This window comes from Mycobacteroides chelonae, from assembly GCF_016767715.1.
Taxonomy (GTDB): Bacteria; Actinomycetota; Actinomycetes; order Mycobacteriales; family Mycobacteriaceae; genus Mycobacterium; species Mycobacterium gwanakae.
Genome location: NZ_CP050145.1, coordinates 2610596 through 2635504, shown reverse-complemented (window position 1 = coordinate 2635504; position 24909 = coordinate 2610596). Strand labels below are relative to the sequence as shown.

The 24909-nt window shown below is 60.8% G+C and carries 23 protein-coding genes and 1 pseudogene; 16 read left to right on the top strand and 8 right to left on the bottom strand.

The window, feature by feature from the left end:
- Positions 1-25 precede the first annotated feature (25 nt).
- Positions 26-184: a DUF6307 family protein gene (locus tag HBA99_RS12960; RefSeq protein ID WP_005068407.1), complete on the top strand. Its 159-nt coding sequence runs from the start codon at positions 26-28 to the stop codon at positions 182-184.
- Positions 185-377: 193 nt separating this feature from the next.
- On the top strand, positions 378-737 hold the full coding sequence (locus HBA99_RS12955) for a DUF5994 family protein (protein ID WP_005093428.1): 360 nt from the start codon (positions 378-380) through the stop codon (positions 735-737).
- A gap of 370 nt (positions 738-1107) precedes the next feature.
- On the opposite strand, the gene HBA99_RS25125 is transcribed toward HBA99_RS12955, so the two are convergent.
- Together HBA99_RS25125 and HBA99_RS25120 are read right to left on the bottom strand one after the other, a co-directional pair.
- On the bottom strand, positions 1108-1572 hold the full coding sequence (locus HBA99_RS25125; protein WP_074245360.1) for a DUF5994 family protein: 465 nt from the start codon (positions 1570-1572) through the stop codon (positions 1108-1110).
- Entirely contained in the window at positions 1569-1994 is a 426-nt protein-coding gene (locus HBA99_RS25120) for a DUF5994 family protein (RefSeq protein ID WP_220096903.1), read from the bottom strand. Before HBA99_RS25120 ends, HBA99_RS25125 begins: the two co-directional genes overlap by 4 nt.
- A gap of 1302 nt (positions 1995-3296) precedes the next feature.
- Here HBA99_RS25120 and HBA99_RS12950 point away from each other — a divergent pair.
- From HBA99_RS12950 to HBA99_RS12920, 7 genes are all read left to right on the top strand, one after another.
- On the top strand, positions 3297-4052 hold the full coding sequence (locus HBA99_RS12950; protein WP_070952516.1) for a TnsA-like heteromeric transposase endonuclease subunit: 756 nt from the start codon (positions 3297-3299) through the stop codon (positions 4050-4052).
- The gene (locus HBA99_RS12945; protein ID WP_070952515.1) at positions 4049-6103 is read left to right on the top strand and encodes a Mu transposase C-terminal domain-containing protein; all 2055 of its coding nucleotides are present in this window, start codon (positions 4049-4051) and stop codon (positions 6101-6103) included. The genes HBA99_RS12950 and HBA99_RS12945 overlap by 4 nt, the downstream gene beginning before the upstream one ends.
- A 2-nt stretch (positions 6104-6105) precedes the next feature.
- A complete protein-coding gene (locus HBA99_RS12940) occupies positions 6106-7143 on the top strand; it encodes an ATP-binding protein (RefSeq protein WP_070952514.1) in 1038 nt (345 codons plus the stop codon).
- A complete protein-coding gene (locus HBA99_RS24845) occupies positions 7140-7985 on the top strand; it encodes a hypothetical protein (RefSeq protein ID WP_234798109.1) in 846 nt (281 codons plus the stop codon). The genes HBA99_RS12940 and HBA99_RS24845 overlap by 4 nt, the downstream gene beginning before the upstream one ends.
- 150 nt (positions 7986-8135) lie before the next feature.
- Positions 8136-9140, top strand: coding sequence for a hypothetical protein (locus tag HBA99_RS12930; RefSeq protein ID WP_070952513.1), 1005 nt, complete (start codon positions 8136-8138; stop codon positions 9138-9140).
- Positions 9137-9748: a hypothetical protein gene (locus HBA99_RS12925; RefSeq protein WP_070952512.1), complete on the top strand. Its 612-nt coding sequence runs from the start codon at positions 9137-9139 to the stop codon at positions 9746-9748. Before HBA99_RS12930 ends, HBA99_RS12925 begins: the two co-directional genes overlap by 4 nt.
- Positions 9741-11747: a hypothetical protein gene (locus HBA99_RS12920; protein WP_070952511.1), complete on the top strand. Its 2007-nt coding sequence runs from the start codon at positions 9741-9743 to the stop codon at positions 11745-11747. Before HBA99_RS12925 ends, HBA99_RS12920 begins: the two co-directional genes overlap by 8 nt.
- A 114-nt stretch (positions 11748-11861) precedes the next feature.
- Here the strand turns inward: HBA99_RS12920 and HBA99_RS12915 are convergent, their stop codons facing one another.
- Positions 11862-13463, bottom strand: coding sequence for an AlbA family DNA-binding domain-containing protein (locus HBA99_RS12915; RefSeq protein ID WP_131822832.1), 1602 nt, complete (start codon positions 13461-13463; stop codon positions 11862-11864).
- 395 nt (positions 13464-13858) lie between these two features.
- Here HBA99_RS12915 and HBA99_RS12910 point away from each other — a divergent pair.
- The 4 genes and pseudogenes from HBA99_RS12910 to HBA99_RS12895 form a co-directional block, all read left to right on the top strand.
- Positions 13859-14656: pseudogene (locus HBA99_RS12910) on the top strand (site-specific integrase); the annotation flags it as partial.
- Positions 14657-14678: 22 nt separating this feature from the next.
- Positions 14679-15767, top strand: coding sequence for a tyrosine-type recombinase/integrase (locus tag HBA99_RS12905; protein ID WP_070952509.1), 1089 nt, complete (start codon positions 14679-14681; stop codon positions 15765-15767).
- 2 nt (positions 15768-15769) lie between these two features.
- Positions 15770-16102: a helix-turn-helix domain-containing protein gene (locus HBA99_RS12900; RefSeq protein ID WP_070952508.1), complete on the top strand. Its 333-nt coding sequence runs from the start codon at positions 15770-15772 to the stop codon at positions 16100-16102.
- A gap of 289 nt (positions 16103-16391) precedes the next feature.
- Positions 16392-17633, top strand: a complete 1242-nt coding sequence (locus HBA99_RS12895) for a recombinase XerD (RefSeq protein ID WP_070952629.1) — start codon at positions 16392-16394, stop codon at positions 17631-17633.
- A 68-nt stretch (positions 17634-17701) separates the two neighbouring features.
- Here HBA99_RS12895 and HBA99_RS12890 read toward each other — a convergent pair whose 3' ends face one another.
- From HBA99_RS12890 to HBA99_RS12880, 3 genes are all read right to left on the bottom strand, one after another.
- Positions 17702-18562: an alpha/beta fold hydrolase gene (locus HBA99_RS12890; RefSeq protein WP_070952507.1), complete on the bottom strand. Its 861-nt coding sequence runs from the start codon at positions 18560-18562 to the stop codon at positions 17702-17704.
- 218 nt (positions 18563-18780) lie between these two features.
- Positions 18781-19773: an NADP-dependent oxidoreductase gene (locus HBA99_RS12885; protein ID WP_070952506.1), complete on the bottom strand. Its 993-nt coding sequence runs from the start codon at positions 19771-19773 to the stop codon at positions 18781-18783.
- On the bottom strand, positions 19770-20387 hold the full coding sequence (locus tag HBA99_RS12880; protein WP_070952505.1) for a TetR/AcrR family transcriptional regulator: 618 nt from the start codon (positions 20385-20387) through the stop codon (positions 19770-19772). Before HBA99_RS12880 ends, HBA99_RS12885 begins: the two co-directional genes overlap by 4 nt.
- Before the next feature lie 167 nt (positions 20388-20554).
- On the opposite strand from HBA99_RS12880, the gene HBA99_RS12875 reads away from it, so the two are divergent.
- Positions 20555-21403 (top strand): alpha/beta fold hydrolase, encoded by an 849-nt coding sequence (locus HBA99_RS12875; protein WP_070952628.1) that lies wholly within the window; start codon positions 20555-20557, stop codon positions 21401-21403.
- A 559-nt stretch (positions 21404-21962) separates the two neighbouring features.
- A complete protein-coding gene (locus HBA99_RS12870; RefSeq protein ID WP_070952504.1) occupies positions 21963-22715 on the top strand; it encodes a hypothetical protein in 753 nt (250 codons plus the stop codon).
- A 182-nt stretch (positions 22716-22897) separates the two neighbouring features.
- On the opposite strand, the gene HBA99_RS12865 is transcribed toward HBA99_RS12870, so the two are convergent.
- The gene (locus HBA99_RS12865; RefSeq protein WP_005058085.1) at positions 22898-23146 is read right to left on the bottom strand and encodes a DUF3297 family protein; all 249 of its coding nucleotides are present in this window, start codon (positions 23144-23146) and stop codon (positions 22898-22900) included.
- A gap of 197 nt (positions 23147-23343) precedes the next feature.
- Here HBA99_RS12865 and HBA99_RS12860 point away from each other — a divergent pair, with 197 nt between their 5' ends.
- Entirely contained in the window at positions 23344-23895 is a 552-nt protein-coding gene (locus HBA99_RS12860; RefSeq protein ID WP_070952627.1) for a YaeQ family protein, read from the top strand.
- Between the two features lie 345 nt (positions 23896-24240).
- Here HBA99_RS12860 and HBA99_RS12855 read toward each other — a convergent pair whose 3' ends face one another.
- Positions 24241-24882 (bottom strand): TetR/AcrR family transcriptional regulator, encoded by a 642-nt coding sequence (locus HBA99_RS12855; RefSeq protein ID WP_070952503.1) that lies wholly within the window; start codon positions 24880-24882, stop codon positions 24241-24243.
- Positions 24883-24909: the final 27 nt, after the last annotated feature.

The following is a 24909-nucleotide window of genomic DNA, read 5'->3' as shown; positions in this document are numbered from 1 at the left end:
GTTCCGACTGAACAGGACAAAGGTCATGGACTCTACGATCACGTTCCAGACTCCCTACGAGAAGCGCGTTGAATTGGTGGTCCAGGCGCTGATGGCATCGTCAACGCTTGACAACGATGTTGCCCAGATCGCTGCAGTCCAGGTGTTGCACGCGCTGGACTCGGTTCCGGAGAAGATCCGATGACCCGCGCTGTGATTTGAATCTGTTGAAAGTGTCAACCATTCACCAACCGTGCCGTTAGCGATCCTATCGCGGTGCGGTGCGTTTGAGGTCCGTTGTCTGAGTCCCGTTGAGCGACAGGGAAGTACGTATGACGCAGGCTGAATATGCTGGTTCACCGGTTCGCTTCACGTTAGGGCCGAGCAGGACCGGCAGAATGGACGGGGCTTGGTGGCCCCAGGACGATGGACTGATTGCCCGGGAGTTGTCGCCCCTGATCGACGAGCTATTCGAGCACATTGGCACTGTCAGTCAGGTCTCACTGAACTGGAAGCCGGGCTCGTCGCGTTCCTGCATGAGGTCGGTTGCGATGCCTCAGTACCTCGCAAATCGGCCGTTCCATTGGGTGGTCACGCTCCGGGGCGAGTATCGAACGGTCCGCATGCTCATGGTGCCGGCACGCACCAACAAGCTCCTCGCTCGAAGGATCATGCGTCTGACTGCACAGATGCCCCTACTTGATTCCTCGAGTCAGGACCAGGTGACTGCGGCCCTACGAATAATCTTGGCTGCTTGAGGGATTCAACCCTCGTGACGGTTACTCAATGCCAGAGTCTTAGTTAGTCCCGGACGCAACGACTATCGATAGGTGCCGCCAAGCTCAGATGGGACCAGCTGGCATATGCGTTTGACCACAACGAAGTTCGCCAACTGTGCCAATTTCATGATGGGATTCGCGCGGCGGGGCCGCGCCCAAAGGGTCGCGATCGGGCAACGGTATTAACGATGCTCCGCGATCAAGCTGGCTGCCACTGTCAGGGAGTGATGAACCCGAATCCCTTTCGGCGTTGAACCACTCCACGGTGCCTTGTGCCATGCGATAACTACTCAAAGCCGGGGTCGACTTTCGATCCCGGGTCTGCGATCCAGGCAGCCCGTGAAGGTCATCACCCTGTTCTGCGTGCTGCCGCCAATGGTTCGATTGACAGCAATGCTGTTGGGCTACATGTGCTGCCCGGTTCGGCAGCTCTAGTCATCACGTCGTGGGCATGATGCGGGTCGGTCATCGGAGGGACAACCAGCAGTACTAGTCGACGATGGTCTAGATCGCTGATGTAGATGGTGTCTGGCCTCTGGTAACGGTACCCGTCTAACGACACCATACGACCCCAGTAGCACAGTTGTTTCGGCGCTGTGTCCCATTCGGTGATGCGGTAGATCACGCGCTTGATGGTCCCTAACCGGGAAGCTACAGCATCCAAAACTGCTGGTAAGTCTTGATTTAGGTCCTGTGAGCGCGGCCACCATGCGCCGTCGATATGTCCGCTCCAGTCACCATCGGGCTTTAGTCGAAGACGAATCGAGTCGTCGCAGTCGAGTGTCTCTACCGCCGATGTGACCGCGCTGATCATGATGTTGTCGGTCCGGCTGATTGCGACTTAGGCACCCGGTCGGATCTACCGCCAAAATCGCATTGATCCTCTGCTTCCGAATGCGATTTCCTGGAAGGGGGGACAATCAGCAGGGTCAAATGTGCGCCGTTCGTCCCTCGAACGCTAATAGTGCTGGCGGGCTGCAGAAGTGACCAACCCAGGTGAACCAGACGGTTGAGGAAAAGCACCCTCCGCGAGGAGGGTGCCCATTCCCCAGCTCGATAGGTAATCCGATCAATGGGACCCAAATCGAGGCTAAGTCGCGTAAGCAACGGCAGAACCTCGACCGATAGATCCTTCGATCGTGGGCACCAAGCTCCATCGGCGTATCCAGTTTTCGGATCCAGATGAAGGCACAGAGCCGACTGGAGTGGTTGTGGACAAAATATCTGATGCGCCATGAGACGCTCCTAGCCTCGGCCCGTAATCGGTGCCGAATAGTTCGACGGTGCCGCGCCCATAAGTAGGCAGGTACTAGATATCCGTCTACGTCCAGGATACTCCGGCTTGGACAGCCCAGGTCGGGTAGCGCGGTTTCAGGCGCTCTCACCGTGCACGAATCGCGGCGACAACATCACTTGGGTGATTGAGAGTCCTTGGAACGATTTTGCGCATGCCACGCACTACTGGCGGACCTCCCTAACCGGACACACTCAACAGCGTCAACAGCTACAGAAACAGCCTCACGAGAACCTCAGAAGCATCCCGGCACACTGAAAAGAACCCGATCGATCCCACCGATCTGGCATCAGCGGCGACCCGATGCGGCTCAAATGAGAACGACACGCGGTTGCGACAGATTAGATGAGAATGCGACAGGTCATTTGAGAACGGACACCAAAGTGTGTGAAAAGGATTGTCGTGCTGCGTGATTCGTGAGCAATTCGTCACAGTGACGTAATGTGCATGACTAGCGGGGGAGGGCAAGGCCGGTGGGGTAGCGTTGTTTTGTGACGGTTTAACGCGATCGCGCAGCTTCTGTTTACGAATCGAGACGCAAGTGCGGCGGAGCACTGTTGGCGGTCAACGAGTCGCCGCGGATTTTCGGAGGTGACGGGGATCGCGAATAGGTCGTCTTGATGCCTTTTGTTGATAAGCCATCGTTTCGTGCGTGGTCTGAATCGGATGAGTGTCAGGCGATCTCGGCTGACCGTCGGGGATTCGGGTGCGCGTCCGCAGGTTGAGCCAAGCAGAGCCCCACACCATCATATCGTCACTGTGACGATATGATGGTGTGGGGCTGGATGGCTAGAAGGGGTATCATAGTCGTCAAATATACTGCGCCCGAGCGGTTTTAGATGTTGATGCAGAGCGTGCTTGGCGGATAGCCGACACGGCGTTGCCGTACGTACACGCGCCGAGCGGCGCGGGCATATGTGGGGACGTGAAGGTTGGCAGCCGGGGGTGAGATCGAGCGTCGGCACGGGAGGCGCACGTCGCAAAAGGTGCAGGTGGTGCCGCCCTTCGCATCCGCCCTGCGTATATCAAACGCCGATAAGACACATTATGTCAGATAGAATACTGATTATTGCAACGGATGCATGATCGTGCGCCCTCCCCGGTTGTCCTGTCTCGATATATCTGGCGGCTTTCGCAATAGACCTGGCGGAGTTCGGAGTGTCGCCGGTTTCTCAGTGGAACTGGCGGTTACTGTCAGACCTCAGCGGTTACCGTCCGTAGCAGGTGGTTGAAGGGGGTCTTAGGTGGCAGCTCCACGCCTGCGCTCACTACCGCGGAACGTGACCGAGGTGACGCGGTTGTTGGCCTGCGTCGACGGCGACATCCAAAACCACCCCTTGTCGCCGGACGCGGGATCGGTACTTCTGGAGCGCACGACCCCGATCCGCGAGTTCTTCTCCTGGCCGGGCAAGCGCAACTACGAAGGCATGTACTGGTCCAGCACAAACCGTGCGCACGTAGAGTTCGAGTCGCTCCTCGAGCGCGAGTATCTGCTGGCAGCCGACAACGCGTCCGACATTGTCGCCATAGCAGCGCAGCCGCTGGCATTGCTATGGCCACGAGCCACGCGGGGTAACCGGGACCACGTCCCGGATTTCTTCGTTCGGCTTGCCAGCGGTGCTGGCCGCTTAATCGACGTACGCTGCTCGAAGGCAGCAGAGAAGCACGCCGAGCAGTCCACGTTGACGCGCAAAGTCTGTGATGAAATCGGCTGGGAATACGAGGTCTTCACGGGTCTGCAGCGCGAGCTCGCCCACAACCTGCGCTGGCTTGCCGGATATCGGCAGGACCGCAATGCTCCCCCGGCGGTGGTCCAAGAGTCGATCAAGCACTGTTTCGCGACTCCGGTGCCACTTGGGGTTGGTCTTGGCGTAGCCAGCGCGCGCACAGGCCGGAGCGTCGAACTCACCACCGCAAATGTGCTGCACCTGATATGGCGTAGAAAGCTGTCCGCGGATCTGACCCGACCGCTCTCGATGTCCAGCGAGGTGTGGGCATGAAGGCGGTTCGGCTCTTCGACCTGCTGAGTTACGACGGACAGACATGGCAGGTCGTCGCGCAGAATGGGCCGCAACTGGCGCTGAAAGAACTTGTTTCAGGGCGGATCCGGAAGATCGGCGTGGCGGAACTCCTCGGTGACGAGAGCTTCCTTCCCGACGTCCCCGACCGCCTACCTCGACTTGATTCGGTCGCAGTGCTAGATACGTTGGATTTTGCTGCCCGCGAACGCGTACTGTTCCTTCGCCGCCACATTGTTGAGGTGCTAACCGGTAGGGCCCCCGCGGAGCTCGACGGGCTCGATGAACATTCGTCGATGCCGATACGCCGTGAGTACGACCCAAAACTTCCACTGAAGGACCGCATTGCCGCGAAGGTATCCGAGTTGGCGGCAGCCAAAACCCCTGTCGGACACCGGAGTCTGGAACGGTATATCAGGGCATACCGACAGGACGGTGTGGCCGGGTTGGTCGACGGACGGATGCAACGCCAGTCCTCACCTACCGGACGGATCGACCCGGCAGTGGTTTCCCTGCTCGAAGACGCGGTAAAGGGGCAAACAAATGCCTCGACGGGAACCCGCTCCCGCGTCATAAAGCAGGTCAGCTTGGAAGCCGCCCAGCTCGGCCTCCCGCTGCCCTCACGGTCCACCCTGTATCGCGCGGTGGAGAACCTCGAAAAGTCTCGGCATCCATTCGGAAACGCGACAACTCGGCGCACACAAGCAAACCGTCCGGACCGCACATGGGGTCGTCAAGCTCCGTCACGGCCAGGCGAACTGACCGAAGTCGACAGCACGCCGATGGACCTGATGGTCATATATCCGGACGGGTCGGCGGGACGCGTGGATCTCACGCTGATGCTCGACGTCGCCACCCGGACATTGTGCTCGGCGATTCTGAGGCCGGTGGCCACCAAAAGCGTTGACGCGGCAGTGCTTCTCGCGCGAGCGCTGACTCCCCTCCCGATGCAACCCGGCTGGAGCCGATCGGTGAGTTTCTCGCGTTCAATTCTCCCCGCCGGGATGATCGAAGGCGACGAAGAGATTCGGGCCAGCGTGGCCGCCAAGCCTGTTATCGTCCCCGACTCGATCACCGTCGACCGAGGTAAGGTGTACGTCGGATCGACGTTTCTCAATGCGTGTGAACGCCTGCAGATCAGCGTCACCAAGGCCGCTCCCCGCACTCCCACCGACAAGCCCCACGTGGAGCGAGTTTTCGCCGCTATAAACAGCGGCTTCACCCAATATCTCGCAGGCTACGTCGGACCGAACGTCGTCAAGCGCGGCACGGCTCCCGATTCGGAAGCGATGTGGACACTGGCCGAGCTGCAGAATCTACTTGACCTCTGGATCGTCGCAGTCTGGCAGAACAAGCCACACCCCGGATTACGTCATCCGGCGATGCCGAAGAAGGATCTCACGCCCAACGAGGCCTACTCGGCATTGGCCTCAGTCGCGCCGACCGTCAACGTTGCCCTTGATCGAGACGATTACATCGGCTTGCTGCCCGTGACCTACCGGACGATCCAGGGCTACGGCATCAACTTCGAGAGCTTGCACTACGACCATCCCGCCCTACATCCATACCGTGGGGTGAAGAGCGGTTTACCGCTACCGGCAAACGGCGGATGGGAAGTTCGGTACGACCCGTATCGGCTCCAGTCCATCTTCGTTCGTGACAATTTCCGGGGCGAGTGGATCGAGGCTGAGTGGAGCCTCGCGAAACAGGCGCTGGCGCCGTTCTCCCTCGACGTCCTTCGAGCTGCGCGCAAGGCAGTGCAGAAGCGTGGCGAGAACCCCACCGGTGTTGATGTTCTTGCCGAGATCAGCCGTATCCAAACCGGTGGTGCCCGGACGGTCAAGGAACAACGAGCCGCCAAGCGTGACAGCGTGAACAGACCCGTGGTGCCGCCGCTATCCCCCACGGCCGAGCTGACTGATCCAGACCCGGCGGAAGAAGTGCCCTTAGCGAGCGTCTCCGCGATCAACGCGGCCAGTGACACCCCGCGGCGTCGGGCAGCTCGCCGCATCGACGACGAGGACGAGGATTAGCCGTGGCCGTACCTGATTCCCTGACTGCATGGCGGGAGTTCGTCAACCGCCGAAATGTCGAGCCCGAACACCTCGATATGAAGCAGATCAGCGCCTTCTCCCCTGCCGAGAAAGAGTCCTTCGATCAGCAACGATTTGCCTGGTTAGGGGCAGATGTCGTACTGGAAACCCCTGATACAGAGGCGCTTACACACCAGACTCGCGTACTGATGGCGAGGAACTCCGCGGAGTCGGCCACCGCGCGGCGTGGTCTCGCTATCTCCGGGTCTGCCGGCCGCGGGAAGTCAACCGCAGCTTTGCTGATTGGTCGGCGGCATGAGCGAGTAATGCGTGCGAAGTTGAACCGCTACGACGACGGCTTCGCCCCAGTGGTCTATACCGTCGTCCCGCCCGGGACGACCCCGAAGATGATGATGCTGGCGTTCGCCAACTTCCTCGGCCTATTGGTGCCGAATAAGTCGACCGCGCAAGACCTGACTGAGCAGATCGTGGGAGTGATGCGGAGCCTCTCAGTATCGTTGGTGCTCGTCGACGAGGTCCACAACCTGAAGACCAATCATCAGGCTGGCAGCGAAGCCGCATCAGCATTGAAGGTGTTCTCTGAGAGACTCGACGCGACCTTCATCTACGCCGGCATCGACCTACTTCAGGCCGACCTGTTCGCCGGGCATATGGGTCGCCAACTCAAGGGCCGGATGGCCGTCCACCAGATGCGGAAGTACGAGTACGGGACAAGGGCACAGCGGGACGCGTGGGCAGAACTTGTCCTCGGTGTCGAAGCCCTACTACCACTCGGACGACATGCCACCGGAGCCCTCGAAACTGAGGCGACCTACCTCTACGACCGCACCGGAGGTTCCATCGGATCACTTCGAGCCTTGCTGAACGACGCAGCAATCGCGGCGATTATCAGCGGCGAGGAGCTGGTCAATAGAAAGCTGCTCGATATGACGTCTACCGATTTCGCGGCTGAGGAGGCTGCTGCGCGGACGGTTGCCGAGGAGAGGGCGGCCCCAATGCCATTGAAGAGGGCCGAATGAGAATCGCTCCCCTCCCCGTTCGCACGCGCTTGTATCACGGCGAGAGCCTGGACTCTTACATCCGGCGGCACGCCGAGCGGAACTACTGCATGCCCTCTGATGTCGACCGCGCACTGCGGGAGCGAGGCGTCGTGAAGTCGAAGAATCGGCGCGATCCCGCTCGCCTCCAGGCGTGGCTGGATCTTGCGGACATGCCGGTCGAGCGCTTCACGGCTCCTGAGTACGTCCTCGATCAGGAGGTCACCGAGCGGGGTTTGTGCCTCCGCTGCACCAGAGGTGAGCCCGCCAGAGGGAGACTCACCGGCATCGGGCTCGTGTGCGTCCGGCACAGGCGATGGCTCGGCTCTCCGCAGACCGAGCTGCATGGCTACTTCCCCGCTCTCGCTGCGGAACGGCACTTCCGGCGGCATCTTGCTGCTCGGGATGTTCTGCACGATTCCCTGCCCATGCTGATTGGCCAGGAATGTGCCAGTCCGGCCATCATCGGCGCTAGCGAGATCGACCGCCGCAGAAATGAGTTCGGTATCGAGGCGATTGATGTACTGACATATCCCGAGCAAGTCAAGATCGCTCGACTGCTCTGCTTGCCCGGATTTCTTTGCGCTGCAACCGATCCTGATGCTGACTCGGCTCTGTGCAGCTCGCTGGTCGCCAGAGAAGTGGAGAAGATCATCCCCGCTCGCGACGATGCAGACCCGTGGCGAGCAACCAATCGGGTGTGGACGGCGATCGCGCATGTGACTGCACGCCGGCGAGACGCACGAATCTACGGCGTCCCGATGCGTGATACGTACTACAACATCTTGCGGTTCGTAGAGGAAGTCGGAGAGGTGCAGCCGTGAATGCATTGTTCGGGCGACGGAGCCTTGAGTGGGCTATAGCAAGTGAGCACGCGACACGACGCACGGGTAGCGACCGCCCGCTCGATACTGCCGGTTTGACGATCGGTGCGCCGGGTGCGGCCCTATCGAACCGCGCAAGCAGGGTGCGCCGTGCTTCCTGAGCCCAAACTCCTTTTTCAACGGCTGCAGATCATCGCTGGGACCGAGGGTGGCGCACGCGAGTACTTTCAGCTGCTGATCACGGATTTAGTGAAGCTTGAGCACCCGACTGCAGGCGAAGTCGAGGCACCCGGCGGCCACGACTGGGGCATCGACACCTATTTCGGCAGCTTCGACGATTCGATGGTCGTGTGGCAGTGCAAGTTCTTCCTCGAATGGACGGGCGAAACGCAACGGAAGCAGGTCCGCGATTCGTTCAAACAAATCGTGTCGAAGGCGAAAGACCACGGCATACGCCTTGACGCGTGGATTCTCTGTATCCCGATCAACTTGCCCCCTGAGGAGCAGAAGTGGTTCGACACTTGGAGCGCAAAGCAGCGCCGCGACCACGGCGTGAGTCCAGCTCTCTGGAGCGGATCAGACCTGCGCCACAAATTGCTGCGCCCCGATGCTGATCACGTATACCACCAGTACTTCGAGGCGGCTAAACCCATCGAATCGGTTGAAGATCTTGCCATTGTGGATGATCTGTCAGAGTTCGACGATGCGCTGTTCGTGAGACAGATGCACGAAGCGGGTCATCTGGAGACCGACGCCGCACGAGGACTCTTTTTCGCGGCTGATGCACTTTTTCGAGACATATCTGCGCGCGGTGACGCGGCAGCAAATCAGGGGATGAAAGAGCTTCACCTTGAAGTGCATCACATTTGGGAACAACGATTCAACGGTGCGCTTGCCACAGCCGACACGGAGGGTCGAATGGCTGGATTGATTGACCAAGTAGTTAGGGAGGCTGGCGAAATGACCGATCCTGTCGGTATCCGCCTACGCTCCGCACATCGCCGCGGAGTTGCCCACCGACTAGTAGAGGATGCCCGCGCCGGTTGGGTTACGCATTGGCGCAACGTCGCTGCTGAGCACAAGGCAGGCCGATCGGAAACTTCCGGAGATCCCATCGAGCCCGAGCTTGCCGGCAGCGGAAGTGTCGAGCCGTGAGAAGTGAATACGCCGACGCGCACGATGGTGTGACGGGCTCGCTTGCCGCACCCATCTCGTGGCAACCGGAGGATCATGATGTCTTTCGCCTCGCGCAACTAGTTTTATTGCTATCTGTGGCTGCCGAGCTCGAAAAGCCGATCGCCACTGTTGATCGGTTGGGCTATTACGATTTCTTCTCGGCGAGTCCCTTCGTCGTGGTGGGCGGCCGAACGCAGAGCGATGCCGACGAGCGACTGGCACTGAAGCTTGCCGGATTTGTCGAGCGCCAACTCTCCTATGCGTCAACGGGACAACGATGGGTATCACGACGTAGGCGCCTTCAGCATGACCTTGCGCAACTGATGTCGTACAACCTCATGACACTCCAGAATGGGGCATTCGATCTCACGCCCTCGGGCCAAACTCTCGCGACGCAACTTTCAACCATCTACGCAGACGCGTACCGCGTTTCCGCCAGGGTGATAATTCGCCGTCTCTCCAGGCTGAGCGATCGAGCGCTGCTACAAGCCGTTCAAGGCTGGCTTGGTATCTCTTGGCTGGCACTCGATTTACTCGATGATGTGACGCTTGACGCGGCCATCGTAGGTGGTGACTTCGATGCCTGAATTTGGACTGCGCATTCGTGAACTTCTGTTGGCGGGCGTGCCCGGGAAAACATCTACGTACGGCGTCTCTTTCAAGGACGATGGCGGAGATTGGCGCCCGCTGTCCGTTATCGCAGGCCCAAGTCAAACCGGGAAAACAAGCGTCGCTGACTTCATTCGATACTGCCTTGGAGACGACGAACATCCTCAGCACCCCGAAATAATCGGCGCCGTGCGTTCGGCGCTGCTCGAGATCGAACTAGCTGGAGCTCTCACGACAATCGAACGAGCCGCGGCTGGGCCTCCGTCGAGCTTTGCTTCAGTATGGCGAAGTGCGCTCGGCGACATTGAAGGAAAACACGAACAGCGCATCGCAACTGAGCCGCCATCGGACCCAGAGGGACTCTCCCAGTTCGTATTGAGTGGGCTGTCTCTTGATGGAATCTTGTTGCCCCAAGCGCCAACTAAGGAAGAATCGGCCAGCCATCTTCTTAGCATTCGTGACGTCTTTCGTGTCATGTTCTTGCCGAACGAACGACTCGACAACAAAGACTTGGCGTACGAGCGCTCGAACTTCATGGTGCGACAGAAGTTCAAGCAGCTGATTGATGTCATGTTTGGAGTCCACGACCCCGAAGGCGCGCAACTAGCTGCAAGCATCAGAGCAGCCACTGAAGCCGTCAACGAAGCGCGTCGAGTCGAAGCCGCCCTGATCCAGCTTGCACAGGACGAATATCCAGCCGGGCCTATTGGTCTGCAGGCGGCGCTAGAACAGACGGAGGCAGATATTGAAGTCGCGGAAACAGAGATCCAACGACTCGACGATCAACAGCGCGGGAACGATGGCGCCCTGACCGATCTCCGAGCACGCCTCGGAATCGCACAAGATGCCGCTACGGCGGCGACGGTTAGGCTCCGCGATAGGACTAGTTTGCTCTCGCGGTTGGCCGCTCTGCGGGCGCAGTACGCAGATGATAAGAAGAAACTGACGTTCCTCACGGAAGCTGAGAAGCTCTTCGACCCGCTGAATGTAGTCACTTGCCCGGCCTGTATGTCGGCGCTTGCCAGTCCGCCGTCGGTTGATAACGGCCAGTGCACTTTGTGCGGAACCGACCTGGAGGCGGGCGCGGGTGCGGCAGGAAACGGTGCGGAATCAGAGTCTGAGCGTAGTCCCAGCGACGAGCGTCGCTTGGTCGAGGCGGAACTCCGCGCGGTCACCCGTCGACTTGCCGAGCTCAACGACTATTGGGAGCGGCTTGACACTGACCGAGCACGGCTGGAACGTTCCCGTGCTGACGCGGTTGACGAGGCCGCAAGTGCCGCTGAGGCACTCAATCGGGTTGTAGTAGCACCAGCGCCCTGGTTGGCCGCACGCGACGCGATAAGTGAACGGCAAGCTGAATCACGACTGGTAGCGCAGGATGCACGTGCCGGACTCCGAGTTTGGCAACGGGTATCGGACGCACAGGAGTCCCGCGAAAGACTTGAGATCGCTGCTAGCCGCCTGCGGGAGCAGCGTCGAGCAGCATCTACTCGGCCTGATCGAAGTGCTGTGATCCACTCACTGTCAAGACGTTTCGCCGATATTCTGGCTGACTTTCAGTATCCAAAGCTGACGGGCGCTTTAATCGACGACAACCTCATGCCGCAGGTCCGTGAGCTGAACTATTCCGCCGCGAGCAGTGGCGGACTTGTGCTCATTAGCTTGGCCTACCACCTGGCTATCTGGGAGCTAGCATTCGAACAGGGCGCCGCGGCGCCTGGGGTGTTGGTTATCGACAGCCCGCAGAAGAACCTCGGCCATGCGGCGGACGAGAGCGATCCTGATTTCGCCGACACGCGCCTAGTAGCGAACTTCTATAGGCACGTGCTGAACTGGCTCGCCACGGATGGAGCCGGCGCCCAACTGATCGTGATCGACAACAGCCCGCCGGACTTAGTGAGGGAGCACGTGGTTGTCCACTACACCCGCAACGCGGCGATCCCGCCGTATGGCTTGATCACAGATGCTGTTGACTAAATTGATTCTGCTTCAACCCATCTCAGCTACTCGAGGGCGCCCTCTCGAGACTTCTGACGTTCGGGCTCGATAGAGGCGTCTCAGTGCCGCATCTGGATTCGCACGGAAGGACGGTTACTCCGTTCCGGCATCCAGAAAAGCGGTCAGCTTCTGTGTAGCAATATCAAAGCCGAACATTCCATGGACGGAAGCTTCCTTTTCAGATCGGTCAATTATCTGCCGGAGTGCTTGTCTCAGTTGATCATCGGATACGTCACCGAGGAGTTCGGCTCGCATCGACTCGTCGGTGAGCAGTCTCTCCGCGAAAACGCTGAGCCGCCGACCGTAGTAGAGTGCAAAACTAGGATAGAACTGTCTGATATCACCAGTCTCACTATTGAGGACGGCGAGCAGGCACCAGGAAAAATCGAACTGCAGGATCGAATCGAGAATGGCATCCTCGTTCGGTGGGTCCCCACGGCCCACTCGGCCGCCCAGCGCAGCATCAGGCAAGTCTGGCCTCAAGGCAGGAACGTTGTTGACAAGGTCGTACGCGAAGCTGACAAAGCTCACCGCGACCTTTCGGTCGCCAGCTTGCTGGGTAAGCAGCTGACCCCGAGATGCTTCTGTTACTGCATGGCGCAGCCAGCTCGTGTAGTAGCCATCCCAGCTGGGCTGCAGGATGATTCGACGCGCGGCATCCCATTGTTCGAGGCGAATTGCCAGTGCTCCTACGGCCTCGACGCGCGCGGAAACTGCTAGTAGTAACTCGGCGGTCGGAACGGCAACATTCCCGCGCGGGTAGCCTCCGCGCTCATCACCAAGTTGATAGATTCGCCGCAATATGGACTGCGCGCGGTCGCGCAGAAGTGCGTTGTCGAACGCGATCGCGATGCCCAGAACTGATATCAAGCGGTCGAGCAGGGCGTACAGGTCGCTGCGGTTGCCGACGTTCGATAGTAACGCGTTTGCGGCGCCTACTAGCTGAATCAGCATGGCCTGCAGCATCATTGAGTCGCCGTCCCGAAGCGCCTGGATAACGCCGCCGTCGAACTCTTCCTGAGATAGCCGCCAATTTAGGGCCCCTACCGCGCTTTGGGCTATCTTCGATCCACTCTCAGCTTGTCGGAGACCGCCGACTAGCTGGGTGTATTCAGATTGAGCGTCTCGCTTGATGGCGTCGATGTCGGGGGCGAAGATCCGCGGAATGTCGGTCGCACTGAGTGTGGCGACTTGGGTGCCATGCCGAACGAAAACGTCTCCGCGCTTAAATCGTGAACGCTTGGCGCCGCCCTGGTCGTCATAGTCACCGTTGGCTTCCATTGGGCTCAACCCGAAGGGCGCGCGGGCAACGTAGACCACGGCGATGTCCCGACCGTCTTTGTCGTGGACAGTCGCGGACAAGTCGAAAGCCTTACCTAGGAACTTCTCGACTTTCTGCCGGATCTCGGCTTCGTCAAACTGTGACCGAATGATCGGGTCTTTGGAGTGTGCAGGTTGTCCAGTGTTGTCCACGCCGTAGACGAGGTATCCCCCGCGTGGATTGGACCGCATGGCCGCCAGATCGCGCGCCATTTCGACGACGTCGTATGTCTTGCGGAGATCGATGGTGGCCTTGTAATCCAACGCGGTCTGCTCGGTGCCGATTTCAAGTAGTTCGGCAAGCTTCTCGCGGGTTGTGCGCCCATCGCAGACCGGGATGTCGATCGATTCATACACCGCCGGACCGTCCTGCATCAACATCTCCTGCCTGGCTCCAACTGAGGGTCGCCTTCCGATGCACGAACGCTATCAACGCCGGCAACTACTCTGGGTACCTAACCAGAAGGAGCGGAACCGCCAACTATATTGCAACAGGATGCTGGCCGAATCCGCCACTTATTTTGGCGGTTCCCAGTTCATGACCGCCAGCTAGAGTGAGAACGAACACCGGTTGGTCGGTGGGTGTCCGATGGAATGGGCTGCTGATCTGCACGTACCAGCGGTGACGTATGCGGATCGCGGCGCCGGAGGTGGTGTTCACCTGGTAGACGTCCAATGTTGAACCTGATTGAGCCGCAACGGTATTGCGATCTTGATTGCATCAGATGCAGGATACGTGCAGTTGATGAACGCCTGATTCGGGAGGTTCGGTGGCCGTTGATCGCGCTGGCCGGGTGATCGAGCTTGCGGGTGTCCGGTATCTCAATCCTGCTGATCAGGTCTTTGAGGAGATGCTGGAGGGCTGGCGCAATCAGCAGTTGAGCCGCAACTTGGCCTTCTCCACTATCGAGCAGCGGCTCGCGCTGGTGCGCCGCTTTCAGGCGTCGGTGAACGAGTTTCCCTGGCAGTGGTCCGCGGCGCATGTTGACGAGTTTTTCGGTGACCAGCGCGCTGAACGTGGATCGGCGCATTCGACATTGCGCTGCTATCAGAACGCGTTGCGCATGTTCTGCAGCTATATCTGCCACCCCGACTATGGCTGGGATGGGCTGTGCGAGAAGTTATTTAATGCTTTTCCGGCGCAGGTATGCTTTGAATGGAACACCGCCCGCCATGTCCAGGACAGCGAACGCCGCCCAAAGAAACGGGCCTTCACCCGACGCGAGCTGCAGGACTTCTTCGACCGTGCCGACGATGAGGTGACGCGGATCGCAGAATCGGATCGTAAGGGCTGGGTAGCCGCGATGCGGGATTCGGTGATGTTCAAGACCACCTATGCCTGGGGCTTACGCATGAACGAGACCAGCCACTTGCAGACCGTGGACTTTTCCCGCAACCCCCACGCCCGTGAGTTCGGACGCTTCGGCGTCGCGCACGTACGGTTCGGCAAGGCGATGCGCGGCTCGCCGGCCAAACCGCGCAGTGTCCTGACGGTGTTCGACTGGTCCGGCGACATCGTCGAGGAATGGCTCGACCGCGGTCATGACGCCGGCGGGCTAGATCTGTTCAACGCCTGATTCGGGAGGTTCGGTGGCCGTTGATCGCGCTGGCCGGGTGATCGAGCTTGCGGGTGTCCGGTATCTCAATCCTGCTGATCAGGTCTTTGAGGAGATGCTGGAGGGCTGGCGCAATCAGCAGTTGAGCCGCAACTTGGCCTTCTCCACTATCGAGCAGCGGCTCGCGCTGGTGCGCCGCTTTCAGGCGTCGGTGAACGAGTTTCCCTGGCAGTGGTCCGCGGCGCATGTTGACGAGTTTTTCGGTGACCAGCGCGCTGAACGTGGATCGGCGCATTCGACATTGCGCTGCTATCAGAACGCGTTGCGCATGTTCTGCAGCTATATCTGCCACCCCGACTATGGCTGGGATGGGCTGTGCGAGAAGTTATTTAATGCTTTTCCGGCGCAGGTATGCTTTGAATGGAACACCGCCCGCCATGTCCAGGACAGCGAACGCCGCCCAAAGAAACGGGCCTTCACCCGACGCGAGCTGCAGGACTTCTTCGACCGTGCCGACGATGAGGTGACGCGGATCGCAGAATCGGATCGTAAGGGCTGGGTAGCCGCGATGCGGGATTCGGTGATGTTCAAGACCACCTATGCCTGGGGCTTACGCATGAACGAGACCAGCCACTTGCAGACCGTGGACTTTTCCCGCAACCCCCACGCCCGTGAGTTCGGACGCTTCGGCGTCGCGCACGTACGGTTCGGCAAGGCGATGCGCGGCTCGCCGGCCAAACCGCGCAGTGTCCTGACGGTGTTCGACTGGTCCGGCGACATCGTCGAGGAATGGCTCGACCGCGGTCATGACGCCGGCGGGCTAGATCTGTTCACCACCGAAAGGGGAACACTCGTGTCCGAGCCAACGCTGCTGCGCCGCTTCCGGCGCTATTGCCAAGATCTTTCCCTCTCAGCGGGATTAGACTTGCATTCACTGCGTCGCTCCTATGCGACGCACCTGATCGAGTCCGGTATGGATCCGCTGTTCGTGCAGCACCAACTGGGCCACGAGTACGCCTCCACGACCGCCCTGTACACCTGCGTGTCGAGCGATTTCCGGACCAGCACGCTACGGCGGGCGCTGGACTCGACGCTCCACGAGGCCTTGAACCGCGGTGAATAGCAATGCGACGCGAGATCGACTACCGCTGGCGCCTCCCGGAGCTGATGGCCGTCCGCGGCATGCACAACAGCACTGACTTAATCCCCTACTTACGTGAACGCGATATCGACCTGTCCGCTTCGCAGGTCTATCGGCTGGTGACCAGCAAGCCCGAACGCGTCTCGCTCAAACTCGTCAGCGCCATCTGCGACATATTCGGGTGCGGCCCAGACGATCTGATCACGGTAACAGCCACCGATGCGCAGCGCCGCAAGGCCGCGTCCTCCCCCAACGTTGTCGAGATCAACAAGTCCGCGCGGCCACGCCGCGCCCGAGTGATCAGCGACGATGCCTAGACCGGCGCGGTCGCGGGTGCGGGGACGCCCCAAAGTCACCGACGGTGGGTGCGTTTGCGACCGCTGCGGCCGATCGGCGAGCAAGTATCGCGTGCAATGGCCCGGCGACTGGCTATGCCACAGTTGCTTTTACACCGCGATGCGCACCTATGGCATCTGTCCGCGCTGTGGTCATGACGGGGTGCTGCCGGGGCGTGCCAACCGTACTGACGAGCGGCCCGTCTGTCTGGGTTGCGCCGGCATCCCGGGCAACTACCAATGCCGCACCTGCGGCATTGAAGGCGAGATCATGCGCGGCGGCCAATGCGCCCGCTGCGTACTGCGCGGTGATCTTGACGAACTGCTACGTGGCGGCGACGCAGATCAGGCGTTCATAGCGCAGCTCATCGATATCCTCTGCGGCGTTGATCGACCTGAAAGCATCATGACGTGGAAACGATCAGAGAAGGTCCAAGAACTCTTCGCCGGGCTGCGCTGCGGTGAAATCACATGCAGCCACGAGAGTTTCGATGCGTTAGAGCCCGGACGGCACGTCTCGCACCTGCGCGGCATCTTGGTTCATCACGGCCTGCTCCCCCGCCGCGATGAACGACTCATGGTCTTCGAGGGCTGGATCGAGATGAAACTTGCCGCTATCTGTGCCAAGTCGATACGCGGCCCGGTTGAGCAGTTCGCCCGATGGCATCACCTGTCCAGGATTAGGACCAACTCCACACCCGAAGGCAATTCCGATGCTCCCGTGCGTTCGGCCAAACAAGAAATTACTGAAACCATCAAATTCCTTACCTGGCTGCACAAAACACACAAGCGCACCGCCGCGACCTGTCGACAACAAGACGTCGACGAATACCTGGCATCGGGACCCACCACCCGACACCTGATCCGCACCTTCTTTATCTGGGCTAGGAAGAGCCGCATCAACCGCACCGTTGTCATCGGCCACCGAGTCGCCAAGACAACATCCACATTGACCCAGGAACAACGTCTGCACTGGCTCCAAGAGCTACTGACAGGGGAATCGGAGTCTCTTCCCTACCGCGTCGCCGGGACGCTGCTGCTTCTCTACGGTCAGCTCCCGACGCGGATCGCCGCGCTCACCATGGAATCGATCGTGGTTGCTCCCGAAGAGCTGCGCATCAGTCTCGGTACCGAACCAGCCCCGGTGCCAGAGCCGTTCGCCTCGCTGATCCGTGAACACCTGGCCAATCGACCTAACCTGCGCACCGCCGGCGGCACCGTGGAAACACCGTGGCTGTTCCCCAGTCATCGGGCCGGAAATCACATCGACCCGCAAAGCATCATGCACCGTCTGCGCACTCTTGGCATCAACTTGCACGGTGCCCGAAACTCGGCCCTGCAGAACCTGGTCAAGGAAGCACCACCGCCCATCGTGGCCGAGCTCATCGGCTACAGCTACCAAGTCGCTCACCTACACGCACAAAAGGCAGCGCAAACCTGGTCGCAATACGCTGCAGGAACGGCCAATAGCAAACGAACAATACAGGTCAGGCGATTACCCGAGATCCATTGAGAATGAACAATGTTGGCGCTGCCGGACTGCTGGACCCGCCTCTGATCATCGAGCGGCGACACCGCCATTTAGTCGGCGAGGAACTCGGCGGCGGCGGGGGCGAATTCCTTGTGGTACTGGAAGATTCCGCCGTGACCGGAGTTGGGGTAGATGAGCAGTTGGCTGCCCTGGATGCGGTTGTGCAGGTCCTCTGACAGGACGGTGGGGACCATGCGGTCGTGGTCTCCGTTGGCGATCAGCGTCGGCTGGATGAACGTCGACAGGTCCGAGGGAGCCGAGCGGCCGAACTTCTGGATCGCCTTCAACTGAGTCAGCAGCGCCTTAATACTGATCTCTTGATCCCGGTCGGTGGTGCGTTCCTGGAGCCGCTTGACGAATGCCTTCCCCGCGGCCTTTCCCGCGGCATCGCGGTTGAAGAAGAGGAATTCCTTCGGGTCCGATCTCGTCAATGTCGCGCGCAGGATGTCCCAGTAGGTCACGCCGACGACCTTGTCGATGTCCTTGCCGCCACGTGGTCCGGTCCCGGTCAGGACGAGTTTGCGGACCAGGTCGGGATGTTTGACGATCAGGTCCTGGGCGATCATGCCACCCATCGAGAAGGAGAAGACGTCGATGGTCTCGTATCCGAGTGCCGCGATGAATTCGTAGGCGTGATCGGCGGCTTCTTCGAGGGTGTTGGGCACATGGCCGGTGGAGGCGCCGACGCCGCGCTGGTCGAACGCGATGACGTGTCGATTCTGTGCGATGGGGTCGATGATGCGGGGGTCCCAGTTGTCGAGGGTCGCCGCGAGGTGGACGAAGAAGATAACGGGAATACCTCCCTTGGGGCCTAGTTCGCGGTATGCGTACCTTGTATCGCCGACGGCGATGGTGCGCGTAGGGGCCCGCGCGTACGAGGTGATGACGGCGTCGTTGCTGTTGTTGCTCATGGAGAACTCCTTAGGATGTGGTGGCGCTTGCGAACAATGCATCGGTGACGGCTGTCAGGGTTACTGATACGTCGCTTCAGGTGTCGAGCGGTGAGAGCGTGATGACGGCCTTCACGACCTTTTGGGGATCGCCGGTGCGTTTCGACGCGCGGCGAGAAGCCCGATTCCTCGGCCGGCGCCAGTCACCAGGACGGCCGATCGGCGATCTGCCGAAATCGTCATCGGCTCACCACAATCTTGCCGTTAGCTTTGCCCTGCTCGACGTAGGCCATAGCGTCGAGCATCTCTGCGAACGGGAAGGTCCGGTCCAAGACGGGGCGCAGAGTGCCCGCGTCGTAGAGCGCCGCGAGTATCGCGAGCTGCGGACCGCTAGCCCGCATGAAAAAGAACGAGTAACGCACACCCAGCTTGCGTGCTTGACGCCGGATCTTGCGGCTGAGAACGGCCATAACGGGCCTAAGGAGAGGCTGTCGGAGTTGGACTGCGAAGGCCGGGTCCGGTGGACCGACGACGCTGATCGCAAGACCACCTGGCCGCAGCACGGTCAATGACTTCTCAAGACTCGCCAGACCTAGGGAGTCCAGCACGACGTCATACCCAGACAGGACGCGGGCGAAGTCCCGGGCCCTGAAGTCGATGACCTCGTCCGCACCCAGCCCCCGGACCTTGTCGACGTCCTTGGCGCTCGCAGTAGTCGCGACATACGCGCCGAGGTGCTTGGCGACCTGGATGGCTGTGGAGCCCAGTCCCCCGCCGCCGGCGTGGACCAGTACCTTCTGCGCGGGTTGGACATCGGCTAGCTCGACCAGGGCCTGCCAAGCGGCGAGCGCGACGAGGGGCACTGCGGCCGCTTCCTCGAACGACAGGGAGGCGGGTTTGAGGGCGATGTCGTCAGCGTGGACGGCGATCTGCTCGGCGAAGGCGCCGATGCGCAGGTCTCGCGGTCGGGCGTAGACCTCGTCACCAGCCTTGAAGCCGCGGACCTCCGCGCCGACCTTGGTGATCACGCCGGACAGATCATGGCCGAGGATGAAGGGCCGCTTGTACCTGATGAGCTGCTTGAACTCCCCGTTGCGGACCATCTTGTCGAGCGGATTGATACTGGCCGCCCGGACGTCGATCAGAACGTCGCGAGGTCCGACGCTCGGCGTCGGGACTTCAGCCGCTCGGAGCCCTTCGGGGCCGTAGTGCGTGACGATGAATGCCTTCATTGCGTTTCCTGTCGGATCGTTGGGGGTGCGGGCTTTCGTGAAGCGCCCGCAAGGGTCATGGCATTGCTGAAAGCGGCGGCAAGGATGCGGTCGGACAGCGCGGTATCGGTGACCGCGCGGGCGGCCTGGAGCGAGCCGACGAGCAAGGAGAACAGGCCGATCGCACGTTCGCTCGTCCGCTGCGGATCGCCGTCATCAAGGTGGCGGGCGATCGCCTCGATCATCGAGCTGGCGCCGACGGTGTAGGCCTTCCGGACCACGACGTCGCACCTCCCGATCTCATCCAGCAGTGCTGCGGAGGGGCAGCCACCAGCGAGATCCTCACGGTGTGCCGCAGAGAGGTACTCCCGGAGGAAGGCCTCGACCGACTCAAGCCCGGCGGGCAGCGAGTTCACGACGGCGACCTGGTCCTCGAGCTGTTGGGCAACGACCGTAGCGACTAAGTCGTCCTTCGAGGAGAAGTGGCCGTAGAAGGCGCCGTTGGTCAGACCGGCGTCAGCGACCAGCGTCGCGATGCCCGAGCCGTCGATTCCGTCGCTCTTGAACCGTTGCCCGGCGGTCTCGATCATCCGACGCCTAGTCGCCTCCTTGTGTTCCGGGTGGTATCTCGCCATGACCTGAATCTCCTTCCGAGGCTTGCCAACACCATAGCATTATGGTCATAATATTACAACCGTACTGCAACTCGCGAATAGGAGCACGTCGCGTTCCGCGTGCCGATCCGCGCGATATGCCGACCGGCGCACGCCCCCCCCGCAGCACTCCCACGAAGGAAGAAGTCATGACCACTTGGAAGACCACGCCAACCAAGACGATCGCCGTTGGCGGCACTTCGTTCGCCTACCGCGAGCTGGGTAAACCCGGCGGCGTACCAGTGGTGTTCTTGCACCACCTGACCGCCGTCCTCGACGACTGGGACCCGCGCGTCCTAGACGGCGTCGCCGCCCGTCACCACGTGATCGCCTTCGACAACCGGGGGGTGGGGGCAACCGGTGGACGTGTGCCGGCCGACATCGAGCAGATGGGTGCCGATGCGATCGCGTTCATCCGTGCGCTGGGGCACGAGCGTGTCGACCTGATCGGCTTCTCACTCGGTGGCGGCGTAGCCCAGATGGTCGCCCTCCAAGCTCCCCGCCTGGTACGCCGCATGGTGCTCGCGGGCACTGGCCCGCGCGGTGGTGGCGGCATCTGGAAGATGCCGTTCATCGTCGGTGGCGCCTACGCCAAGGCGTTCTTAGCCCGAAAGGACCCGCGTCACTTCCTGTTCTTCCCTCGAACCCCGAAGGGTAAGAATGCGGCCGACGCCTACTTTGAGCGGCTCGCGGAGCGCACGTCGGATCTGGACAAGCCGATCTCCTTGCAGGCGGGCCTCGCGCAGGTGCGCGCAATCACCAGCGCGGGACTGCATTCCGGCGACGACCTGTCACTGATCAAGATCCCGGTCTTCGTCGCCAACGGTGACAACGACCTGATGGTCGCCAGCGAGCACTCCAAGGACATGGCCGCGCGGCTGCCGGAATCGCGTCTTCGGATCTACCCCGACTCCGGCCACGGTGGTGTCTTCCAGTACCACCACGATTTCGTAACGGAGGTGGTCGACTTCCTGGATTCCTCGCCTGCAACGTCCTGAGGTCGCGGCGATGAATGAACTGGATCTTCCGCGGTCAGCGAAAACTCATCTGCCGCATGGGGTGTCTGATGAGCCGACGGCGGGCTGGCACGCAGCTGCACTGCCGCCGGCTCCCGCACTCGACTATCAGGCCCGAGAACGAACTCACCGATCGCGCACAGCGCAGAGACGGTGTCCTCGGGGCTCAGTCCGAGTTCAGCAGCCAAGTCACTAACGGTTGTTTGCCATGGGCTTCCCCTTCGGCGGAAAGTCAATACTCTGCCACCAATTCTGTCGGGGCAGCGTGACAACACCGGGGTCTACCGAGACGCTCTCAAACCGACGCTGTAGCCCTCACGCCAAATAGTGCGAAATCGAATATGCAGGGTTACCAGTAATATCCTGGTGTTGCAGCGCATGCACGATCTGCCCCTGCCCTTTGTTGGTGGCTGACCGGACCTGTAACGCAATGCTTTTTGTCGTAGCGCCTGATCGGCAAGCATCGTGTCGATACAGGTTGCCCCTTCAACTGGATCCGGGTGTCCGCAATGACGGTCATGGAGTGATTAGGGTGGCGAGCATGACTGTGCACGACCGGCTCGACGAGCTTTCTCAGCGGATCACCGCGCTGACAGGGCAAACCATCAGCCGCGACCAGGTGATGGCATTAGCCGACCAGGCCTTCAAACAGCAGATCGATCTCGATGACGATGGCCAGCTGGGCACGCTGGTGGCAGAACTCTCTGCACCGCTGGCTGCCGGTGGGCCCGCATTGCGGGGCATACAGTCTGGCCAGTCTGCTGAATCGGGGAACGCTGCCTCGACCTTGCCGGCACCCACGCCTTCGGTCGCGGCGTCCGGGAACCGCCGGATGCGACGGGCGGTAGTCGCAGCTGTTGCAGTACTAGTGATTGCGGTGGGCACCACCGCCTACTTCGTGATCCGACGCGCCTCGAACCACTGCGCCACTACGGTCGCCGCCGCCGCGGAGGTTGCCCACCTGAGCTTCGAGTTCACCGGTCTCGCAGATCAGAACCTGCCCGCGCTCAAAGAGCGTCTATCCCCTGAGGTTTACACACAGTCCGAACAGGCATTCCGCTCCGTCAGCACGATTCCGGGCGCAGATCGATACGTCTCGCATATCGCCGAGCTGACCAGCAAGCAGATCGAGTGCTCCGGTACCAACGCCCGCGTTCAGTCAGAGATCGCCTGGTCGGTAACCACACCGAGAAACCCTGCGCCGCAGACCGCGCACGGGACCTGGGCCACCACTCTCGAGTACCAGAAGAGTCGGTGGATCGTTACCAAGGTTGAGTACGCGTCTAAGCACTGATTGTGGGCCGGTCCTAAGCGATTTCGCCGCCGGTAGGCCATTCTGCCCGTGTCCAGGCCGTTGTCCTGGTTTCGGCTTATCCGGTTACGGAAGTGGCTGGCCACCGGAGTTGGTTCGCCGGTTGCCCGCTCTCAATCGCTCCGGCCGCCTCGATAGAAATCCAGGGGACGTCCGCATTTTGCTCAGCGGAAGAAAGGTTCAACCGTGCCACTGAGCTTGACGACCATCGGATTTCCGCGGCGATCCTTCGCGGTCGGGACTTCAACACGCACCCAACCCTCGGCCACGTTGTATTCGTGAACATTGGTTTTCTCGACACCGTTAAAGCGAATACCCACGTCGCGGCGAAGCACCTCTTCGCTATAAAAGGCGCTACGCGGATCGATGGAGAGGTGATTCGGTGGAACGTCTGTGTTCTGATCCTCGGACATGATGGCCTTCGTTGAATGCTGCGTTGGTGCTCGGATTGTTCTCGAAGAATCTACGCGACCCTGCCGTAGTGGGTTGCGCGTAGGTCTAGGAGGGCCGCTCTCCCCTGCCGCTTCTGATGAATTCCGCACGTTCGTATCGGGAGGAACTGAATGCGGCCCGACTGCTCAGTGGGCGCCACTTGGGTGGACACTATGACGTGGCCCTTTCTGCAACAGTCTTCAAAGTCGAACTTGGCGTCTCCGATGTCGATCACGGTTACTACGCCGATCACTCGCTGACCGTGGCCCGTCACCCCAGTGAGACCGACGAGCGGATGGTGGTGCGGTTGTTGGCTTTTGGGCTTCGCGCACACAGACTCAGCGACGTCGACGGGGAGTTGACGTTCGGGCCAGGCCTGTCCACTCCTGCTGTGCCGGACTTGCGGCTCGTCGACTACACCGGCCGGATCCTGGAGTGGATCAACGTCGGCCAGCCCGATGAACGCGCATTGGGCAAGGCGGCCAGCCAGGCCGATCGGGTGCTGCTCTTCCCATTCGCCGCCGGCACGGCCACCTGGTGGCGCACCGTCGGCCCCAAAGTGGCGGGGCTGTCGAACCTGTCGGTAGTGCAGATTCCGCATGCAGCGGTGCAGCAACTGGCCCAGACTGTCGATCGACGGGTCTCGGCGCAGGTGATGGTGATCGAAGGTCAGGTGACGATGACTGTAAGCGGGGTCGACGTCACCTTCACGCCCGAGCCATTGGAGTGAACGTTTGAGCCCGAGGTGCTAGTCGATGGCGTTAGCGTCACCGATGCTGATGTCATCATCATCATCGTCCGGGCCGGGCCGGGCCGGTCGCCGCCTGCGAGCTCGACGCGCGGCGGCAAGACTGCCCGTGTCTGGGCCCTTGTCCTGGATTCGGCTTATCCGATCCTGGAAGTCGTCGGCAGGTCGTGGCCACTTCCCTACTGCCGAGAATGGATTCGACCCGCACGGTCGTTTTGTCACAGTGCCGGGCGCATTCGTGGGAGTTCTGCTAAGCACAAGTTCGCCGGCACAGGCCGTACCCGTGCAAGTCGCCCGTACAGGCGCTCGGTTGCTCGAGTGATCTAGCTAAGCGAAGTCAAGGTTGGGAAGCGGCCGCTTGCAGATCTGACGCGCCTCCTCGGCGGACAATCCGAACAGTCGTAATAGGTCTTCGGCGACCCGATCTGCCGCCACCGCATCATCGCGTTCGGGCTCTTGCTGTAAGAGCTTGCCAAGCCCGAGGAGCGCCCCTGCAGCGACGGCCATGGCCAACTTGGGATCGTCAACGGTGAATCGGCCGCCAGCGACCGCGGCGGCGATGTCCCGCAATGCGCGTGGACCCAGACCCCGGTCTGAACCCATGAGGCTGAGGCCACTGGCGAGCAGGATTTGACTCTCCTGCGGGCGGCGCCGAAATAGTCGGCCGGTGAGCCGAAAGCTGCAGGCAAATGCTTCGGCCGGGTCGTCAATCGACGCGGTGAGTTGATCGAGCAGTGCGCCGTGGCTGTCGAGCACATCGGCCACAGCGGCCTCGAACAGCGCGTCCTTGCTGTCGAAGTGGTTGTAGAACGAACCCATTCCGACGTCTGCCGCCTGCGTGATTTCCAGGACCGGCACGTTGAGCTTGCCCGCGGCGATCAGCGCCTGCGCCGCCTGGATCAGCGCTGCGCGGGTGCGTTGTTTCCGACGTTCCAGGCGGTTAACCGGCTCGTCTAGCGGTGCACTCACCAGCCCAGAATAGCAGCATCAATCAGT

Coding starts and splice junctions, on each gene's coding strand:
- HBA99_RS12890 (WP_070952507.1), bottom strand. CDS start 18,562: ATGAGCAACAACAGCAACGACGCCGTCATCACCTCGTACGCGCGGGCC.
- HBA99_RS12885 (WP_070952506.1), bottom strand. CDS start 19,773: ATGAAGGCATTCATCGTCACGCACTACGGCCCCGAAGGGCTCCGAGCG.
- HBA99_RS12875 (WP_070952628.1), top strand. CDS start 20,555: ATGACCACTTGGAAGACCACGCCAACCAAGACGATCGCCGTTGGCGGC.
- HBA99_RS12955 (WP_005093428.1), top strand. CDS start 378: ATGGACGGGGCTTGGTGGCCCCAGGACGATGGACTGATTGCCCGGGAG.
- HBA99_RS25120 (WP_220096903.1), bottom strand. CDS start 1,994: ATGGCGCATCAGATATTTTGTCCACAACCACTCCAGTCGGCTCTGTGC.
- HBA99_RS24845 (WP_234798109.1), top strand. CDS start 7,140: ATGAGAATCGCTCCCCTCCCCGTTCGCACGCGCTTGTATCACGGCGAG.
- HBA99_RS12895 (WP_070952629.1), top strand. CDS start 16,392: ATGCGCGGCGGCCAATGCGCCCGCTGCGTACTGCGCGGTGATCTTGAC.
- HBA99_RS12880 (WP_070952505.1), bottom strand. CDS start 20,387: ATGGCGAGATACCACCCGGAACACAAGGAGGCGACTAGGCGTCGGATG.
- HBA99_RS12865 (WP_005058085.1), bottom strand. CDS start 23,146: ATGTCCGAGGATCAGAACACAGACGTTCCACCGAATCACCTCTCCATC.
- HBA99_RS12945 (WP_070952515.1), top strand. CDS start 4,049: ATGAAGGCGGTTCGGCTCTTCGACCTGCTGAGTTACGACGGACAGACA.
- HBA99_RS12960 (WP_005068407.1), top strand. CDS start 26: ATGGACTCTACGATCACGTTCCAGACTCCCTACGAGAAGCGCGTTGAA.
- HBA99_RS12920 (WP_070952511.1), top strand. CDS start 9,741: ATGCCTGAATTTGGACTGCGCATTCGTGAACTTCTGTTGGCGGGCGTG.
- HBA99_RS12870 (WP_070952504.1), top strand. CDS start 21,963: ATGACTGTGCACGACCGGCTCGACGAGCTTTCTCAGCGGATCACCGCG.
- HBA99_RS25125 (WP_074245360.1), bottom strand. CDS start 1,572: ATGATCAGCGCGGTCACATCGGCGGTAGAGACACTCGACTGCGACGAC.
- HBA99_RS12900 (WP_070952508.1), top strand. CDS start 15,770: ATGCGACGCGAGATCGACTACCGCTGGCGCCTCCCGGAGCTGATGGCC.
- HBA99_RS12915 (WP_131822832.1), bottom strand. CDS start 13,463: ATGCAGGACGGTCCGGCGGTGTATGAATCGATCGACATCCCGGTCTGC.